This window comes from Actinomadura sp. KC06 (assembly GCF_004348735.1).
Taxonomy (GTDB): domain Bacteria; phylum Actinomycetota; class Actinomycetes; order Streptosporangiales; family Streptosporangiaceae; genus Spirillospora.
The window spans coordinates 1-17,119 of the sequence record NZ_SMKT01000178.1; the positions used below are offsets into that span (position 1 = coordinate 1).

17 protein-coding genes and 1 rRNA gene are annotated in these 17,119 nt (G+C 72.3%); 8 read left to right on the plus strand and 10 right to left on the minus strand.

Annotated elements, in window-relative coordinates; translation table 11 throughout:
* Window positions 1-112: ribosomal RNA gene (gene rrf, locus E1287_RS35945) — 5S ribosomal RNA — on the plus strand; the annotation flags it as partial.
* Between the two features lie 45 nt (window positions 113-157).
* Here the strand turns inward: rrf and E1287_RS35950 are convergent.
* Window positions 158-364, minus strand: coding sequence for a hypothetical protein (locus E1287_RS35950; protein ID WP_207934664.1), 207 nt, complete (start codon window positions 362-364; stop codon window positions 158-160).
* A gap of 812 nt (window positions 365-1,176) precedes the next feature.
* Here E1287_RS35950 and E1287_RS44280 point away from each other — a divergent pair.
* Window positions 1,177-1,368, plus strand: coding sequence for a hypothetical protein (locus E1287_RS44280; RefSeq protein WP_165969370.1), 192 nt, complete (start codon window positions 1,177-1,179; stop codon window positions 1,366-1,368).
* On the opposite strand, the gene E1287_RS35960 is transcribed toward E1287_RS44280, so the two are convergent.
* From E1287_RS35960 to E1287_RS35980, 5 genes are all read right to left on the minus strand, one after another.
* Window positions 1,365-3,017 (minus strand): DNA repair helicase XPB, encoded by a 1,653-nt coding sequence (locus E1287_RS35960; RefSeq protein ID WP_131969748.1) that lies wholly within the window; start codon window positions 3,015-3,017, stop codon window positions 1,365-1,367. The two genes, E1287_RS44280 and E1287_RS35960, sit on opposite strands and share 4 nt — an antisense overlap.
* A gap of 228 nt (window positions 3,018-3,245) precedes the next feature.
* Entirely contained in the window at window positions 3,246-3,533 is a 288-nt protein-coding gene (locus E1287_RS35965; RefSeq protein WP_131969749.1) for a hypothetical protein, read from the minus strand.
* A gap of 2 nt (window positions 3,534-3,535) precedes the next feature.
* Window positions 3,536-3,973, minus strand: a complete 438-nt coding sequence (locus E1287_RS35970; RefSeq protein ID WP_131969750.1) for a hypothetical protein — start codon at window positions 3,971-3,973, stop codon at window positions 3,536-3,538.
* 101 nt (window positions 3,974-4,074) lie between these two features.
* Window positions 4,075-6,456, minus strand: a complete 2,382-nt coding sequence (locus E1287_RS35975) for a helicase-associated domain-containing protein (protein WP_131969751.1) — start codon at window positions 6,454-6,456, stop codon at window positions 4,075-4,077.
* Between the two features lie 215 nt (window positions 6,457-6,671).
* Entirely contained in the window at window positions 6,672-7,304 is a 633-nt protein-coding gene (locus E1287_RS35980) for a TetR/AcrR family transcriptional regulator (RefSeq protein WP_165969371.1), read from the minus strand.
* 168 nt (window positions 7,305-7,472) lie between these two features.
* Here E1287_RS35980 and E1287_RS35985 point away from each other — a divergent pair, with 168 nt between their 5' ends.
* Complete coding sequence (locus tag E1287_RS35985) at window positions 7,473-7,955, plus strand: GNAT family N-acetyltransferase (RefSeq protein WP_243719671.1); 483 nt, start codon at window positions 7,473-7,475, stop codon at window positions 7,953-7,955.
* Window positions 7,956-8,004: 49 nt separating this feature from the next.
* Here the strand turns inward: E1287_RS35985 and E1287_RS35990 are convergent, their stop codons facing one another.
* Window positions 8,005-8,442 (minus strand): hypothetical protein, encoded by a 438-nt coding sequence (locus E1287_RS35990; RefSeq protein WP_131969752.1) that lies wholly within the window; start codon window positions 8,440-8,442, stop codon window positions 8,005-8,007.
* A gap of 310 nt (window positions 8,443-8,752) precedes the next feature.
* On the opposite strand from E1287_RS35990, the gene E1287_RS35995 reads away from it, so the two are divergent.
* Window positions 8,753-9,394, plus strand: a complete 642-nt coding sequence (locus E1287_RS35995; RefSeq protein WP_243719672.1) for an HAD hydrolase-like protein — start codon at window positions 8,753-8,755, stop codon at window positions 9,392-9,394.
* A gap of 178 nt (window positions 9,395-9,572) precedes the next feature.
* Window positions 9,573-9,971: a cold-shock protein gene (locus E1287_RS36000; protein WP_131969754.1), complete on the plus strand. Its 399-nt coding sequence runs from the start codon at window positions 9,573-9,575 to the stop codon at window positions 9,969-9,971.
* A 28-nt stretch (window positions 9,972-9,999) separates the two neighbouring features.
* Here E1287_RS36000 and E1287_RS36005 read toward each other — a convergent pair whose 3' ends face one another.
* Window positions 10,000-11,460 (minus strand): MFS transporter, encoded by a 1,461-nt coding sequence (locus E1287_RS36005; RefSeq protein ID WP_243719673.1) that lies wholly within the window; start codon window positions 11,458-11,460, stop codon window positions 10,000-10,002.
* A gap of 174 nt (window positions 11,461-11,634) precedes the next feature.
* Between E1287_RS36005 and E1287_RS36010 the strand changes: the two genes are divergently transcribed.
* A complete protein-coding gene (locus E1287_RS36010; protein ID WP_279508177.1) occupies window positions 11,635-12,555 on the plus strand; it encodes a DUF3027 domain-containing protein in 921 nt (306 codons plus the stop codon).
* Window positions 12,556-12,557: 2 nt separating this feature from the next.
* The gene (locus tag E1287_RS36015) at window positions 12,558-15,515 is read left to right on the plus strand and encodes a hypothetical protein (protein WP_165969372.1); all 2,958 of its coding nucleotides are present in this window, start codon (window positions 12,558-12,560) and stop codon (window positions 15,513-15,515) included.
* Here the strand turns inward: E1287_RS36015 and E1287_RS36020 are convergent.
* A complete protein-coding gene (locus E1287_RS36020; RefSeq protein ID WP_131969757.1) occupies window positions 15,512-15,823 on the minus strand; it encodes a DUF2530 domain-containing protein in 312 nt (103 codons plus the stop codon). The genes E1287_RS36015 and E1287_RS36020 overlap by 4 nt on opposite strands.
* Before the next feature lie 4 nt (window positions 15,824-15,827).
* Window positions 15,828-16,397 carry a TetR-like C-terminal domain-containing protein gene (locus tag E1287_RS36025; protein WP_131969758.1) on the minus strand — a complete coding sequence of 190 codons (570 nt, stop codon included), beginning with the start codon at window positions 16,395-16,397 and terminating at the stop codon, window positions 15,828-15,830.
* A gap of 90 nt (window positions 16,398-16,487) precedes the next feature.
* On the opposite strand from E1287_RS36025, the gene E1287_RS36030 reads away from it, so the two are divergent.
* A complete protein-coding gene (locus E1287_RS36030; protein WP_131969759.1) occupies window positions 16,488-16,961 on the plus strand; it encodes a MarR family transcriptional regulator in 474 nt (157 codons plus the stop codon).
* The last annotated feature ends 158 nt before the right edge of the window (window positions 16,962-17,119 follow it).

Consider the following 17,119-nt stretch of genomic DNA (forward strand, 5'->3'; position numbering starts at 1 on the left):
TGGTTTTGGCGAAGGGGAAACACCCGGTCCCATCCCGAACCCGGAAGTTAAGCCCTTCAGCGCCGATGGTACTGCACGGGAGACTGTGTGGGAGAGTAGGACACCGCCGGACACATCGTAGAAGGGGAAGGCCCCGCCATTATTGGCGGGGCCTTCCTCATTTTTCGGCGGCTGTTTCGATGGCTTCGTTCAGCACGTCCCGGAACCGGACCAGGTAAATGATCATGCGGTTGATGCGGTCGCGTTCTGCGGTCAGGTCGCTGACCTGTCGCGGTGCGGCGATTTCTGATGGCCAGCCGTCCGCGTCCCGCATACACGGCAGCAACTCGGCGATCTTCGCGCTGTGCAGCCCGGCCGCGAACAAATCCTGAATCCGAATGACACGGTCGACCGCGGTCTCGGGATAGTCGCGGTGACCACCGGGTTCCGCTCGGATACGCCGTCTCGTCGCTCATCGGCGGGCTTGCCGGTCATCCGGGGCTTGTGATTGCGGTACGGGCCGTGCAGAGGCTGGGGGCGGCGTTGCTGTTCCCGGCGACGCTCGCGCTGATCAGCACCAATTTCGCAGAGGGGCCTGAGCGAAATCGTGCGCTTGCCGTATGGGCCGGAATGGGAGGCGGCCTTGCCAGCGGCTTTTCCGCTGTTGCCGTCCGATGGTGCTTGGGGCGTTACGCGGGAGCGGCGGTTTGATCTGCCTGGGGCGTTGAGCGACTGCCGGAGTGTGTTGGTCTTTGTGCTGGCGCAAGGTCCTGCCGCCGCGCATGGTCGCCAACCGCAGCCTGCTCACGGCGATGGCGATCACCGCGGTGTTCGGCGCGGGACTGGGCGCCCAGTACTACCTGCTGACCGTCTACCTCCAGGACGTCCTCGGTTATGACCCGTTGCGGACGGGCCTGGTGTACCTGCCGCTGACGTTGCTCAACATCGTCGGGACGAAAGTCGCGGAGCGGCTGGTGACCGGTGTGGGAATGCGTGCCGCGCTGTCTGCCGGGCTTGTGATCGGTGCGGTGGGGATGGTGCTGCTCGCGGTCGCGGTGTCGCCCGATTCCGCGTTCGTCGTCGTGCTGCCCGGCATCATGGTCACCGGGTTCGGGATGGGCATCGTCTGGACGTCGATGTGGATCGCGGTGGGCAACGGCGTGGGAGCAGACGGGGCTGGCGGTCGGCACTGCGCTGATGGTGCTCGTCGCCAACGGCGGGACCGGGAGCCTGGACGGCGCCGTCCTGCAGCGGGAACTCACCGAAGGGCTCGGGACGGCGTACTACATGGCCGCTGCTGTGACTCTCGTCGGGGCGCTCATCGCCGTCGTCGCCCTTGGACGCCGAGTGGGCCACCCCGGCGAGATCTGCGTGGAGCGGGCGGTTTAGATTTCGTCGCCTGCGAGGACGGTGTCGGCGTCCACGATGCGGTACGCGTAGCCCTGTTCGGCGAGGAAACGCTGGCGGTGGGCGGCGTAGTCCTGGTCGAGGGTGTCGCGGGCGACGACGGCGTAGAAGCGGGCGCCATGGCCGGACGCCTTCGGACGCAGAAGGCGTCCGAGCCGCTGGGCCTCTTCCTGCCGGGACCCGTAGGCGCCCGACACCTGGACGGCGACGGACGCCTCCGGCAGGTCGATGGAGAAGTTCGCGACCTTCGACACCACCAGCACGCTGATTTCGCCAGAGCGGAAGGCGTCGAAAAGGCGTTCCCGTTCGCGGACGCGGGTCTCGCCCTTGATGACGGGTGCGTCCAGTAGCGCGCCGAGCTCGTCGAGCTGGTCGATGTACTGGCCGATGACGAGGGTCTGCTCGCCCTTGTGCCGGTCGACGAGCGCCTGGATGAGCTTGGTCTTGGTGTCGGTGGTGGCGCAGAAGCGGTAGCGCTCGTCGGGTTCGGCGGTGGCGTAGGCGAGGCGTTCCGCGTCGGTGAGGGTGACGCGGACCTCGACGCAGTCGGCGGGCGCGATCCAGCCCTGCGCCTCCATGTCCTTCCAGGGAGCGTCGTAGCGTTTCGGGCCGATGAGGGAGAACACGTCGCCCTCGCGGCCGTCCTCCCGGACGAGGGTGGCGGTGAGGCCGAGGCGTCGGCGGGCCTGCAGGTCGGCGGTCATGCGGAAGATGGGCGCGGGCAGCAGGTGCACCTCGTCGTACACGACGAGGCCCCAGTCGCGGGCGTCGAACAGTTCGAGGTGCGTGTAGACGCCCTTCCGGCGCGTCGTCATGATCTGGTAGGTCGCGATCGTGACGGGACGGACCTCCTTCTTCGCGCCGGTGTACTCGCCGATCTCGTCCTCGGTGAGGGACGTGCGGCGGAGGAGCTCCTGCTTCCACTGGTGCGCGGACACGGTGTTGGTGACGAGGATCAGCGTGGTCGCCTCGGCGCGGGCCATGGCGGCGGCGCCGACGATGGTCTTGCCGGCGCCGCAGGGGAGGACGACGACGCCTGAGCCGCCGTGCCAGAACGCCTCGGCGGCGTCCTGCTGGTAGGAGCGCAGCTGCCAGCCGTCCTCGACGAGGGAGATCGCGTGGGCCTCGCCGTCCACGTAGCCGGCGAGGTCCTCGGCGGGCCAGCCGAGCTTCAGCAGGGCCTGCTTGAGTGCGCCGCGCTCGCTCGGGTGGACGGCGACGACGTCGTCCCCGACCCGCTCGCCGATCATCCCCTTGATCTTCTTGGCGCGCAGGACCTCCTCCAGCACGGACCGATCGGACGACGCCAGGACCAGCCCGTGCACGGGGTCCTTCTCCAGCCGCAGCCGCCCGTACCGCGCCATCGTGTCGGCGACGTCGACGAGCAGCGCGTGCGGGACGGGGTAGCGGGAGTACCTGAGCAGCGTGTCGACGACCTGTTCGGCGTCGTGCCCGGCGGCGCGGGCGTTCCAGAGCGCGAGCGGCGTCACCCGGTAGGTGTGGACGTGCTCGGGCGCCCGTTCGAGCTCGGCGAACGGCGCGATCTCCTTGCGGCAGGCGCCGGCCAGCTCGTGGTCGACCTCCAGCAGCAGCGTCTTGTCGGACTGGACGATGAGCGGACCGTCGGTCACGGAAAGCAGCCCCCGTCGGGAATCGGTGTTCGGAGTCGGGAATCCCCGCTGGTGCACGGTACCCGAGGCCGCCGGCGGCGGCGTCTTCGTCGTTCGGGCGGGAACGAGCGCCTGAGTGGTATGCGTCGTTCGGGCGGCAACGCGTCCGACCCGAAGGTTCAACGGCTGCGGGGCGCCGGGTCTTCCCGTCGCCGGTGGTGTTCCGCGGGCTTTGGTGAGCCGGTCGGGCTAGGAGTCGGCGCCGACGGTCAGGAAGAACACGGCGCCGGCGATTCCGATCACTATGGCCAGGGCGAAGAGCGACCAGCTCCAGATGGTCAGCTTCCAGGCGGAACGCGGATTGGTGGCGACGCGGCGCTGTGCGTGCAGGGCGGTGATGACGCCGGCGACGGCGGCGACGTTGCAGCACAGCACGCACGCGATGGAGTTGCAGACGAGCGCGGCCGTGATGGTGCCGTTGCTGACCGTCCGGGGCGGGACTCCGGGAGGCCCGTAGCCGTAGTCGGGCCCGTTCATGGTCAGATTCCGCCCGACGAGTCGTAGTCGGGGTCGGCGGCGGCGGCCAGCAGCGCGTAGATCACGATGAGGATGATCCCGATCACCACGCCGGCGGCGAAGAGCGACCAGCTCCAGATCGTCAGCTTGCGGGCCGAGCGCGGGTCGGTGTTGTTGCGTCCGAGCGCGATCGCGGCGGTGATGATGCCGGGGATCGCGACGATGTTGCAGCACAGCACGACCGCGATGGAGTTGCAGACGAGGGCGGCGATGGTGGAGCCGTTGCTCGGCGCCCTGTGCGGCACTCCGGGAGGTCCGTAGCCATAGCCGTAGCCAGGGGGTGGGTAGCCCTGCCCCGCGCCGTACTGCGGCCCGTACGCGCCGCCTGGGTCCCAGCCTTGTGATCCGCCGCCGTAGGGGTCCTCCCAGCCCGACGGCGGACCCCCTCCGTACCCGCTCATCGGGAGCCTCCTCACACGTTCGCCTGGACACGCTATCGGTCCGATGGGTCACTGGTTGGACCGTATGCGAGGTTCGCCGGTTCCGGGCAGGCGCGGATCGCTCAGGGAGCGGGGTCGTCGGAGAGCTCGGCGACGCCGGTGATGCGGTGCAGCGCGAAGCGGTGCACGGCCGCACGCGTCGCGTCGTAGCCGGTGAGGAAGCCGCCCTCGACGCGGACGGGCTCCACGATGCGGCTGGACGCTTGTCCCTGCTGGTCGAGGTAGCCGATCCAGACGCGTCCGCCCCGGTCGACGGCGGTGCGGAGGCGGTCGACGGTGGCCATCGCGGGGGAGCGGGGCGGTTCGCCGGACGGGGCGTCCGCCCGCAGCCGGGCCTGCTCCGCGCCGTGCCTGGACGCCTCGTCGCCCGCGCGCAGCGCCCGCACCGCGGCGGAGATCATCGAGGCGTCGGTGCGCTCGTCCGGCCGCAACCGGACGATCTCGGCGGTCGGCGGCGGGTCGGCGCGCTGCGCGTCCGGACGGGTCACGATCACGCCGCCGCCCGGGGACTCGGCGACCGGCGCGAGGCCCATGCCGCGCAGCCCGTCGAGGAGGTCGGCGCGCTGCAGCCCCGACGCGAGGACGGTCGGCGCGAGGCGGTGCAGCCGCAGCGGGTCGGAGCGCCGGTCGGCGAGGATCTCGTCCAGCGTGGCGGACGAGTCGGTCCGGACGTAGGACGCGAGCGCGCCGACGCGCAGGTGCCCATGCCTGCGGGCGACGTCGTCGATCAGGTAGGTGAGCGGCTGCGGCAGCGGCGTCGCCGAGTGGCGGGACAGCAGGCCGGTGACGTCGGCGGCGGTCCGGCCGGCGTCCAGGGCGCGGCGGATCGACTCGGGGGTGAAGCGGTAGACGGTCGCGCCGCCGGTGGACTCGACGTCGGCGGCGAGGGCGAGCTCCCGGGCGAGCTCGGTCACCAGCGGGCCGGGCGCGATCGCGGTCAGGTCGGCCTGGATGAGGATCTCGCTGACGGGGGCGGGGAGGTGCTTCTCCAGGGCGGGCTCGGGGTCGTCGCCGGCGAGCAGGTCGCGGGCGAACGGGGCCGGCTCGCCGAACCCGGTGAGGCCGAGCGCGGCGGCCTCGCGCAGCGTCCAGCCGATGATCCGGTCGCGGCCCCGGCCGCCGCGGCGGGGGCGCAGCCAGGCGAGCCGCTCGCGGAGGGCGTCCTCGCCGACGGCGCCGCGGCCCGCGTCCACGAGGACGTCCAGCGTGGCCCGGCGGGTGGCCGGGGCGCTGCTGCGCACCATCGCCTCGCTGAGCGCGTTGATGAGCCGGTCGCGGTCGTCGCGCTCCCCGGCGAGGCCCGCGGCGCGGTCGGACTTCAGCCAGCCGCGGGCCAGCTCCGTCCAGCGGCCGGCGGTGTCGCGCATGAGCCACAGGTCGTAGGCGGGCGTCGGGAGCCATTCGCCGTCGAGGTCGCCGCTGCGGGTCAGCAGCCCGGCCGCGTACGCGACCTCGGCCAGCAGCGCGGCCTTCCATTCGGGGACGTCCAGCAGCACGGCGGCGGCGCGCAGGTCGCGGACGGCGAGGCCGCCGCTGCGCAGGACGGGCGGCGGATCCAGACCCCAGCGCTCGAGCAGCTCCTCCACGAGCCGGACGGCGTTGAACGCCTCCCCGGCCGCGGCGCGGACCACGACGTCCGCGCCGCGCGGTTCGCCGGGCGGGGGCGTGAGCGGCGGCGGCTCCGCGGCGACGTCCCGGAAGAGCCGCCCGCCGCGCAGGTGCAGCGCGACCTCGCGCGGGAGGGTGACCGTGCGGTCGTCCTCGGCGGCGAGGAGGCCGCGGGCGAGCAGCCGCTCGATCGGGGTGGCCGCGGTGTCGACCCGGACGGGACGGCGCGCGTCGGCGACCCGTCCGACCGGCGGGCCCCAGGTCAGATGGTCGAGGGCGGCAAGCGCGTCGGGGCCGGCGTCGTCGATCAGCGGGCCGGGGGCGCTCAGCAGCTCGGCGAGCCGCCGCAGCAGGCGCGCCGAGTCGGCGAAGCCGCGCGGGGCCTCGCCGTCCAGGTCGGTGACCAGGTCGGTGAGCCGCTCGCGGGTGTAGCCGGCGAAGACCTCCTGGACGGGCGGGCCGAGCCCGGCGGGGTGCGGCATGGCCTGCCGGACGCCGGGCGCCGGGTTCAGCGTCCCGTTCCCGTTCCCCCAGACCAGGCCGTAGCGCTGCAACGTTCCCAGCGCGTCGGCGACCTGGACGGACGTGGCGTCGAGCGCGGTGGCGAGCGTGTCGGGGCCGTCCGCCGCGGGCAGGACGAGCAGCGCCTCCAGGACGGCGAGCGTGAACCGGTCGAGCCGGTCGAGGGCGCGGGAGACCGCGGCGGGGGTCGCGGCGCGAGAGGCGAGCGCGGTCAGGTCGGCGGGGACGGGCGCGAGCAACTCAGGGCGCGCGGACAGAAGCGCGCGAAGCTCGTCGTCGCCTCGCGCGCGCAACCAGTCCGCGTACGTTTCCATGCCTTTCCCCAACTTTAGGGGGCTCGTGCGTTGCCCGAACCGGGCCCCTCAAGGGTAGGAGCCCGTGCGGGGTGCCCTGTAGGACGAACATGCCGTGTGCTGGAGGAACGCCTGCCAAGCGGCGAGAGCGTGCGGTCAGTTGGGGTGTGGTCGGTCAGGCGCGGGGCACGGTCGGTCAGCGGGACGCGGTCGGTCAGGGCGCGGGACGCGGTTGGTCAGGGGGTCGCGGTGGTGGGTGCGGGGGTGCGTTCCAGGCGGACGAGCCCCAGCCCGAGCCGCGCCCAGCTCTCCACGAACCGCTTCTCGTCGATGCGCGTCGGCGGCTCGTACATCGACTCGTTCGCCAGCCAGTAGTTCACCACCGCGCCGCCGAGGATCGCCGCGATCGCCGGCCAGTCCTCGTCGGCGCCCTCGAACTCGGGCTGCGCCGCCAGCCAGGTGGCGATCCCGTCGTAGAGGGGGTTGACGATGCCCTCGCGCATCTCCGCGACGAGGTTCGGGAACTGGTCGAGGTCGCGGAACAGCACCCGGATGAGGTCCTGCTCCTCGCGCATCTTCGCCAGCCCGGTCTGGCACGTCATCCGCAGCCGCGTCTCCAGCGGGCGGTCCTCGTAGACGGCGGCCTGGTCCAGGACGTCGTCGATCTGCCGGTGGGTCCGCTCGATGTGCTCGCGGATGGCGGAGGCGAGGACCTCCTCCTTGGACCGGAAGTGCCGGTACAGGCCGCCCGCGCCCGGCGAGAGACCGGCGGCCGCCTCGATCTCCGCCACCGACGTCGCCGTGTAACCCCGATCGGCGAACAGCCGGAGCGACTCGGCCACGATCCGCTCGCGCGTAGATGTCGTCATGGTGATGTATTCCTCCGCAAGAACAGTAAGGCATCTTCGACCTGCGGGGCCCCTACGTCCCGCGCGGCACGCCCGAAACCGCGATCCGGCTCGCACCGGGCCCCGGACGACTAGGCTTCCTTCGTCTGCGCCCCGTCGCCGGAAGGGGCGTCGTCGGAAAGGTCGGCGATGTTCAAGTCTCCGCGGAAGGCGGCCGACGGGGCCTTCCTGCCCGAGGACTTCGTGGTGCCCACGCTGGTGGCCGGTTCCCGGTTCCAGATCCGTCCGATCACCGTCCACGACGTGGTCAAGGACTACGGCGCCGTGATCGGGAGCCTGGACCGGCTCGCCGGCCGGTTCGGGCCCGAGTGGGGCTGGCCGGACAGCGAGTTCACCTTCGAGCAGGCCCTGATCGACGTCGCCTGGTTGCAGAAGCAGGGCCAGCTGCGGCGCTCGTTCAGCTACGTCGTGATCACGCCCGACGGGGACCGCCAGCTCGGCCGCATCCATGTGGCCCCGTCCGACGACCCCGGCGCGGACGCCGTCGTGGTGTTCTGGGTCCGCGCCGACGAGGAGAACTCCGCCCTGGAGAAGGAGCTGGAGGAGTTCGTCCGCGAGTGGGTCACGACCGCCTGGCCCTTCGACGCCGTCCGCTTCCCGGGCCGCGACTAGTTCCGCGTCGCGATCGGCGTCCAGGCCGTGTTGGCTTTCCAGGCCGCGGTTAGGCCCAGCGGCGGATCAGGCCGATGAGGAGTCTGCCCGCGATCAGGTAGACGAGGGCGGCGAGGCCGTAGTTGACGGCGACCTCGGCCTTGGGGTTCTCGGGCTGGAAGACGTCCTTGAACTGCCAGCACAGGTCGGTGGCCCGGTCGCCGAACCAGCGGACGAGGTCGTTCGCCGTGTTCGCCTCGAACGCGACGAACGTGATGTGCACGGCGAGGACGACCACGACGACCGTGGTGACGGCCGAGACCGCGGTGGCGGCGATGCCGGCGGCGCGGCGGCGTGCGGCGGCGGCGCCGGACGAGAACGACCGCCGTTCGCGCTCGTCGCGGGCGTCGCCGGGGTCGATGCGGGTCATCGCGTGCTCCTGCGCGGGCGTAGGCGCGGTCGTCCGGCCGGGGTCGGGGTCGGGCGACCGGTCGGGGGTGTCTGCCATTGCGGCCTCCTTCAGCGGCCCATTAACCGGGGGACATCGCCGGGCGGACGTTCGGAGCTGATCGTCCTTTTGCTCGGGGTGGCCTGTTCGAGTCCTGCGTTTTCCCTGGTCAGATGGTTTGTGGTCGGGGGCCCGGGTATATCGGCAGCACGGGCGGCCGTTCCGGATGGGACCGGGACGTCGGTTCCGGTCACAACTGAACGGTTCCCGCGCGAAAGTTCCCGCGCTCTCCTACTCGGATCCCGTCGCATCGCCACTACCAGGAGAGCGCGGGTACTCGCATGTGTCCAGCCCCCTTAACCTGTGGGACGTGCCAGATCACGATTCCCCCACGTCCACCGGCTCCGGACTCGCCGTCGGCTTCGACCTCGACCTGACGCTGGCCGACACACGGGCCGGGATCAGCGCCGTGTACGCCGCGATCGCCGCCGAGACCGGCGTCGCCATCGACACCGATCTCGTCGTCCGGCGCATCGGCCCTCCGCTGGAGGAGGAGCTCGCCTACTGGTTCCCGCCCGACGAGGTGCCCGCGATGGCGGCGCGCTACCGGGCGATCTACGCCGACATCGCGGTCCCGGCGACCGTCCTTATGCCGGGGGCCTCGGCGGCGCTGGACGCGGTGCGGGTGCGCGGCGGGCGGGTGATCGTCGTCTCCGGCAAGAACCAGGCCGACACCGAGCGGACCGTCCGCTACCTCGGCCTTGAGGTGGACGTCGTCGCCGGCGGCCTGTTCGGCGCTGAGAAGGGCGCCGTGCTGCGCGAGCACGCCGCGGGCGCCTACATCGGCGACCACACCGGCGACGTGGACGCGGCGCGGGCGGCGTCGGCGGTCGCGGTGGCCGTCGCGACGGGCGCGTACGATTCGGCGGCTCTGACGGCCTACGGCGCGGACGTCGTCCTGCCCGATCTGCTCGCCTTCCCGGAATGGCTCGGCGGGTTCCGCACGCCCTGAGCCGCGGGTGCGCGTCCTGAGCTGCGGCGCGATATTCGGATGCCGTTGTCGGACGCGCGGGATAGCTTCTGATCGTCGGCCTGCGCGGGCGTCGCGGGGGGTACCGGTGTGTACACCGGCCCTTGGCGAGGCACTAATCTTGGGGTCGATTCAGGACGATTACCGAACGAGGTCTCCGGTGCCGACTGGCAAGGTCAAGTGGTACGACTCCGACAAGGGGTTCGGCTTCCTCACGCGCGACGACGGCGGTGAGGTCTTCGTGCACTCATCGGCGTTGCCGGGCGGGGTCACGACGCTGAGACCGGGCCAGCGCATCGAGTTCGGCGTGGTCGAGGGGCGGCGCGGCCAGCAGGCCCTCCAGGTGAAGGTGCTTGACACGCTGCCGTCGGTCGAGAAGACCATCGCCAAGCAGCGGCGCAAGAAGCCGGACGAGATGGTCGTCATCACCGAGGACCTCATCAAGCTGCTGGACGACATCTCCAACACCTACCGGCGCGGCAAGCACCCGGCACCGGCGGAGGCCAAGAAGATCGCGACCGTGCTGCGGGCGGTCGCCGACGACCTGGCCGCGTCCTAGCCTGGCCGCCTCTCGGCGGCGGGGCCCGTCAGGTGTGCATCTCCGGGTGCGCGTCCTTGATCGTTGACGAGCGTTGCGGGGCACGTCGTCGGCGCGCTCGGCGTCTGGTGCCCGCGCTGCGCGACAGCAGCAGGCCCAGCGACACGGCCAGCGCGGCGGACACGATCGCCAGCGCGACGCGTCCGTCCGCGACGATCGACATGCCGAGGCCGGCCAGCCCGCCGAGGACCCACACGAGCTGGTGCAGCGTCTCCGAGACGGCGAAGGTGGACGACCGCATCTCCTCGCCGATCTCGTGCTGCACCACGGCGTCCATCGACAGCTTCCCGAGCACCTGGCCGAGGCCCGCCGCGAGCGCCACCGCCAGCGCCGCCCACAGGCCGAAGAACGCGGCGCTCACGGCGGCGACGGCGGTCACGGACGCCAGCGTCGCGAAGACGATCAGCCGGGGCGCCCGCGCCTTCATCCACACGCCGAGCGCCGTGCCGATCAGGCCGCCCGCGCCGGCGGACGCCGCCAGCATCCCGAGCGCGACGTTGTTGGACACGGGGTCGAACCGCTCCTGGCGCAGCAGGAACGCCAGATAGAGGATCAGGAAGCCGGAGAACGCGCGCAGCACCGCGTTGGCCTGCATCGCCTCCGCGACGACCGGGCCGACGCGCGGCAGCGTCCGCCAATGCCTGGCCTTCGGCCGCGCCGCGTCCCCGCCGGGCGCGTCCTCGCCCTCCGCCTCGCCGGTCTGCGGGTCTCCGTTCTCCGGCGAGGGCTCGGCGTCCGGGACGTCCACGCTCCGCGGCAGCCGCATCGTGAACACGATCCCCAGCAGGAACACGACCGTGCCGATGCGCAGGACCCAGTCAGCGCCGATGAGCCACACGAGGCCCGCGGCGACCGGTGCGGTGATCGACGCGGCGATCAGACCCGCGAACGCCGAGCGCGCGTTCGCCGTCACGAGGGTGATCTCGTCCGGCAGGACGCGCGGCGTCACGGCGGCGCGCAGCACCCCGAACGCCTTGGACAGCACGAGCACGCCGAACGCGGCGGGCAGGAACGTGACCTGGTCGCCGTGCGGCAGCGCGCTCGCCATCGCCCAGCACAGCAGCGCGCGGACCACGAACGTGCTGGAGATCGCGTACCGGCGGACGTGCCGCGCCCGGTCGAGCGCAGGGCCGATCAGCGGCGCGACCAGCGCGAACGGCGCCATCGTGACGACGAGGTAGAGGGCGACCTGGCCGCGCGCCTGGTTGACGTCCAGGCCGAAGAACAGGGTCCCGGCGAGGGCGACGGTCACCAGCGCGTCGCCCGCGGAGTTGACCGCGGAGGACTCGATCAGGCTGCCGAGGCCGCTGCGTCCCGCGCCCTGGGCGTGGGTGGCGCGGCGGGTCAGCCGTCCCGTGCGCGCCATCGCGGAGCGCGTGCTGCGCAGCGCCCGCGCCGCACCTCCTGTAGCGGCGCGTACGGATCGCCCGAACCGTGTCCGGTCACCCATGCGCCCTGATCTCTCCCCTGCGTCGTCCGGGTTCTCCGCCAAGGCCCGACCCCCTGATTGAGGGTACGTTCCCCGCTGGGGGACGTGCTCACTAACGGGATGCCGGTGGTTGTTTTCCAGGCGGTGGAAGGGTGAGGTGCCCGGCCACGTCGTTTCATGGGCGAGAATTGGCATGTGAGCTCACTGCCTCAGTCCAGCCCCGCGCGTTCCGCGTCCGCGTCCAGCGCGTCCGCGCACACCGCCTCCGGGCCCGCCCGGAGGGCTCGCACGCCCGCCGTCGACACCGCTTGCGCCGAGGCCGTCGGCCTCGCGCGTGAGGCCGCGGAGGACACGGCCAGGCCCGGCCAGGCGGGCGAGCATCTCGGCCTGCGCGCCGAAGGCGACCGCGTCGTCACGCACTATTTCGAGTGCCTCGACCCCGCCTACGCGGGCTGGCGGTGGGCCGTGACCGTGACGCGTGCGTCCCGCGCCAAGGTCGTCACGGTCAGCGAGTGCGTCCTGCTGCCCGGCGACGACGCGCTGCTCGCGCCGCCGTGGGTGCCGTGGCTGGAGCGGCTGCGTCCCGGCGACCTCGGTCCCGGCGACCTGCTGCCGACCGCGCCCGACGACGTGCGGCTCGCGCCCGGCTACACGCAGGTCGACGAGTCCGTCGAGCGCGAGGCGCAGTGGGAGCCGGGGCTCGGCCGCGTCCGGGTCCTCTCCCAGGAGGGACGGGACGAGGCCGCCGCGCGCTGGTACGAGGGCGTCGGCGGCCCGCGGGCGCCGATCGCCGCGTCCGCGCCCGCGCAGTGCTCGACGTGCGGTTTCTATGTGGCGCTGGCGGGTGAGCTGCGGAAGATGTTCGGGGTGTGCGCGAACGAGTACGCGCCCGATGACGGACGCGTCGTCTCCGCCGACCACGGCTGCGGCGCGCATTCGGAGGCGGTCTCCCTTCCGGCCGTGTCCGAGCACAATCCTCCGGTCATCGACGAACTGGGCTACGAGGTCCTGCCGTCGCCGAGCAGGATCGAGGACGCCGTGCCGGTGGCCGAGGGCGAGACGTCCGTGGTCGAGGACGCGGCGTCCTTGGACGAAGAGGCTCTAGGCCACAGCTGACGATGCCGGATTTCGGGACGCGCGCCCTGCGGGAGCGGGTGCTGCGCGCCTGGAGCGAGTCGCCCGCCCGGTTCCGCGAGGACGCCAACACCGAGGAGGACTTCGCTCTCGGCGGCTACCGCGACCGGGTCGTGATCGAGCTGGCGCAGAACGCCGCCGACGCCGCGCTGCGCGCCGCCGTCCCCGGGCGTCTCCGGCTGGAGCTCCGTACGTCGCCGTCGGGAGCCGTGCTGAGCGCGGCCAACACGGGGGCGCCGTTGGACGCGGCGGGCGTGGAGGCACTGTCGACGCTGCGGGCGTCGTCCAAGCGGGATGACGCGGCTACTGCAGGACGGTTCGGCGTCGGGTTCGCAGCCGTCGTGGCCGTCAGCGACCGGCCCGCCATCGTTTCCGGTGGGGCGGGCGTGATGTGGTCGCGGGCCCGTTCTCAGGAGCTGGTGGAGGCAGTACCGGCGCTTGCGGACGAGCTGGAGAGGCGTGGCGGGCACGTTCCGCTGCTTCGGTTGCCGTTCGCCCTGGACGACGAGCCGCCTGAGATTCCTCCGGGGTTCGACACGGTCGTTTGGTTGCCGCTGCGCGAGGACGCGGTCGAGAGCGTCCGGCGGCAGCTTGAGCGTGCTGGGGCGGCGTTGATGCTGGCCCTGCCCGCGCTGGACGGCGTTGAGATCGATGTGGACGGGGACGTCCGTGAACTGACCGCTGAGCATCGTCCGCCGGGCGAGGTGGTCATCGACGGTGCGACGTGGCGGACGGCCGAGGCGCATGGGGAAATTCCTATGCCGCTTCTGGAAGACCGTCCGGTGGAGGAACGGGCACGGCCGTTCTGGCACCTGCGGTGGGCTCTGCCAGAGGACGGCCTACCGGAAGACACCCCCGCCGTCGTGCACGCGCCAACGCCCAGTGACGAACGGCTGGACCTGCCCGCATTGCTCATCGCGTCGTTCCCGCTCGCACCTGACCGGAGGCACGTCGCACCCGGCCCGCTGACCGACTTCCTCGTGGACCGTGCCGCCGAGACCTATGTGCGGTTGCTGACCGAACTCGACGTTTCACCAAGCGTGCTCAAGCTGGTGCCAGGGCCGGTCGGGGCCGGTGAGCTGGACGCCCGGGTACGGCGCGGCATCCGCGACCGCCTCCCCGAGGCGCCCCTGCTGCCCTACCGGACCCGCGGACGCGACGCGGTCGCCGTGGACGCCCCCGCGGATTTCGTCGACCTCCTCGGCGGCGAGGACGGCGTCGCGGTCGGCCTGCTCCCGCCGGAGTGGCCCGCGCGGAGCCCCGCGCTCGCCGCGCTCGGGGTGCGGCGGGTCGAGCTGGCCGACGTCATCGATGAGCTGGCCGCTGTGGACCGCGAACCGGCATGGTGGCATCGGATGTACGGGGCGCTCGGCGGAGCCGCCACAGACGCTCTGGGGGCCGTTCCGGTGCCGCTGGCCGGCGACGGCGGACGGATCGTGCGCGGTCCGCGGGGCCTGCTGATCGCGGACGGCGTCGATCCCCGCGGCCTGGACGCGCTGGGCCTGCGGTTCGTCCACCCGGAGGCGGTGCATCCGCTGCTGACCCGGCTGGGGGCCGTCGAGGCGGGGCCGCGGGCCGTTCTCGCCGACGCCGCCGTGCGCGCGGCCGCCGAGGAGTCGTTCGAGGCCGACGACCCCGATGCGGTCGCCGAAGCCGTCCTAGGGCTCGTCGCCGCCGCGAGGCTCGATCCCGGCGAGGAGCCCTGGCTGGCCGAGCTTTCCCTGCCCGGCGATGACGGGGAGCTGTATCCGGCGGGTGAGCTGCTACTGCCGGAGAGCCCGCTGCGTGCGCTCATGGCCGATGACGCACCGTTCGGTGTGGTCGACGGCGAGCTGCTGGAACGCTGGGGCGCGGAGACGCTCACGGCCGTCGGCGTCCTGGACGGATTCGCTCTCGCCAAGGGCGAGGACGTGAACCTCACAGGGATCGCAGACGAAGCGGAGACCCTGGATCTCGATGACGAGGACCTGTGGGCAGAAGACGTACTGCGGCGAATCGGCCCGCAAGACCTCCCTCCGCTCGTGCCGGAGTTCCTGGCCGTCCGAGACCTCGAACTGGTCGATGACTGGACTGCGGCGCTGCGCGTCCTTGCGGAACCGCCGTGGCGGGCCGCGATCGTCAGTCCCGCTCATGTGACCTTGCACGATGGTCGGCGGGTTGCCGTCCCGTCCTATACGGCGTGGTGGCTGCGGCGTCACCGCGTCCTGGACGGCCGCAGCCCCGGCGAGTTCAGGCTGCGCGGGGACGAGGCCCTCGCAGGGCTCTACGACGTCGCGCCAGCGGGTTTTGACGAGCGGCTCCTGCTCGCCTTGGGCGTCCGTACGTCCCTGGCCGATTTGCTGGACGAGCCCGGAGGCGCCCAAGAGCTGCTCGACCGGCTCGGTGACCCGGCACGTTCCGTGACCCGAGCACAATTGGGCGGACTGTGGACGGCCCTGGCCGACACCCCCGACCCAGCCGTCGAACCACCGGACCATGTCCGAACGGTCGTGGACGGCGACGTCGAGGTCGTAGACGCCGCTGACGCCCTAATCCTGGACGCCCCGGACGTCCTCCCGCTGCTCCGGGGCCAGCCGCTCGTCATCGCCGCGCAGGGACGGGACGACCGCCTGGCCGAACTCCTCGATCTGCCATTGGCCGGAGACGAGATCCCGGGCGTCGTCCAATCGGAGGGCGAGAAACGTCCTGTACCGGACGCCGTCAGGGCCGTCCTACCGGACGCACCCGCCGACTACCTCGCGCATGAACATCTCATCGTGGACGGCCAGGACGTGCCGTGGTGGACCAGAGACGGCGAAGTACGCGCAAGCGGAGTGCACGGCCTCGCCCGCGCGCTCGCATGGTCGACCGGCCACTGGGCCGACCGGCTCATGGTCGAAGCGGTGCTGCGCGCACCCGATGCGCTGCCCGACCTCCTGGCCGAGGCAGACCTGGAGCCTTAGTCGCCGCGCCCGCGCTCCGCGGTCTCCGCGGGCTTGTCGGCGTCGGCTTCCGCCTCGGCCTCGCGTTGGGCGGCACGGGCGGCCTCCTGCTTGGCGCGGCGGGCCTGCAGCCTCGGGACGTACCACACGCCGAACAGGCCGCTGGCGAAGCCCGTGACGCACACCCACAGCCACCACCGGTCCTCATCCGGCAGCCCGACGATGAGCAGCACGACGAAGGCCACCGCCCAGGCGGCCGCGCCCGCGGCCGCGATGCGGACATCGTTGGTCTGCATGGGCGGCGGGTCCGGGCGGCGCGGTCGGGTCATGCGATCAGGTTACGCCGCGGGCGCCGGGCAACCCTCCGACGACCATGCCTATGAGCAGCTCATAGCTGGCCTCCAGGTCCTCGGGCAGGCCGAAGCCGCCCGCCGCCTCCAGGACGGCGAACCCGTGCACGGCCGAACGCAGGCAGCGGGCCGCGTGGACCAGCTCCGAACCCTCCAGGGCGTAGCCGCGCAACGCCGCGTAGAGGATGGCCAGGAGACGCTCGCCCGCCGCGTTGTCCTCTGGCTGGGCGCCCGCCGACTGCTCCATGGCCGCGTACCGGCCGGGATGCTCCACCACGTACGACCGGTAGGCGCGCATCAGGGCGCGGACGGCGTCGTCCCCGGAGCGTCCCAGCGCGGCCTCTCCGAGCCGTTCTGTAAGTTCTTCGAGCACGCGGACGGTGACCAGCTGTCGCAACTCGGCCAGGTTGCGGACATGCTTGTACAGGGAGGGCGTCGCGACCCCGGCCCTTCCCGCCACCGCGGCCAGCGTCAGGGCGCCGGGGCCCTCGGCGTCCACGATGGCGACGGCGGCGTCGACGACGGCGGCCGGCGACAGTCCGGCACGAGGCATTCCACTCTCCTCTAATCTAGATAGCTCAAAGGCTAATAAGCCTAGCCGCAATGTCAAGGTACGGCGTGGCAGCATGGGAGACCAATGACGATGACAACGCCACCCACCCCACGCCGTGCCGTGTCCGTCCCCGGGCTGGCCGAAGAGCTGCGCATCTCGATCGCCCGGCTGTCGCGGCGGCTGCGCACGCTGCGTCCCGCCACCGAGGGCGACCGGGGCGGACGGGGCCCGCTGTCGCTCACGCAGTTCGCCGCGCTCGCCGCGATCGAGCGGCACGGGTCGATGACGCCCCGCGAGCTGGCCGACCACGAGAAGGTGCAGCCGCCGTCGATGACGCGCGTGATCGCGTACCTGGAGGAGCAGGGCCTGGTCGCGCGCAGCCCGCATCCGACCGACGGGCGCCAGGTCGTGCTGAACGCGACCGACGCGGGCGCCGCGCTGCTGGCGGACGAGCGGCGCCGCAAGGAGGCGTGGCTGGCCAGGAGGCTCGGCGAGCTGACCGACGACGAGCGGGAGATCCTCCGCCGGGCCGCCCCGATCATCGACAGGCTCAGCCGATCCTGACCCGGCCGCGCCGGGATTTGCCGGAATGCCGGGCTCGCGATTATCGTTAGCGCTGTTAATGACTTCCGCTAATGAACGACCCCGTGAGCCCGAGGGGACCGCGCCGCGCGGCCCCCACGGCCGCGGACCCGCGCACCCCGCCAGGCCCGCCGCCGTCC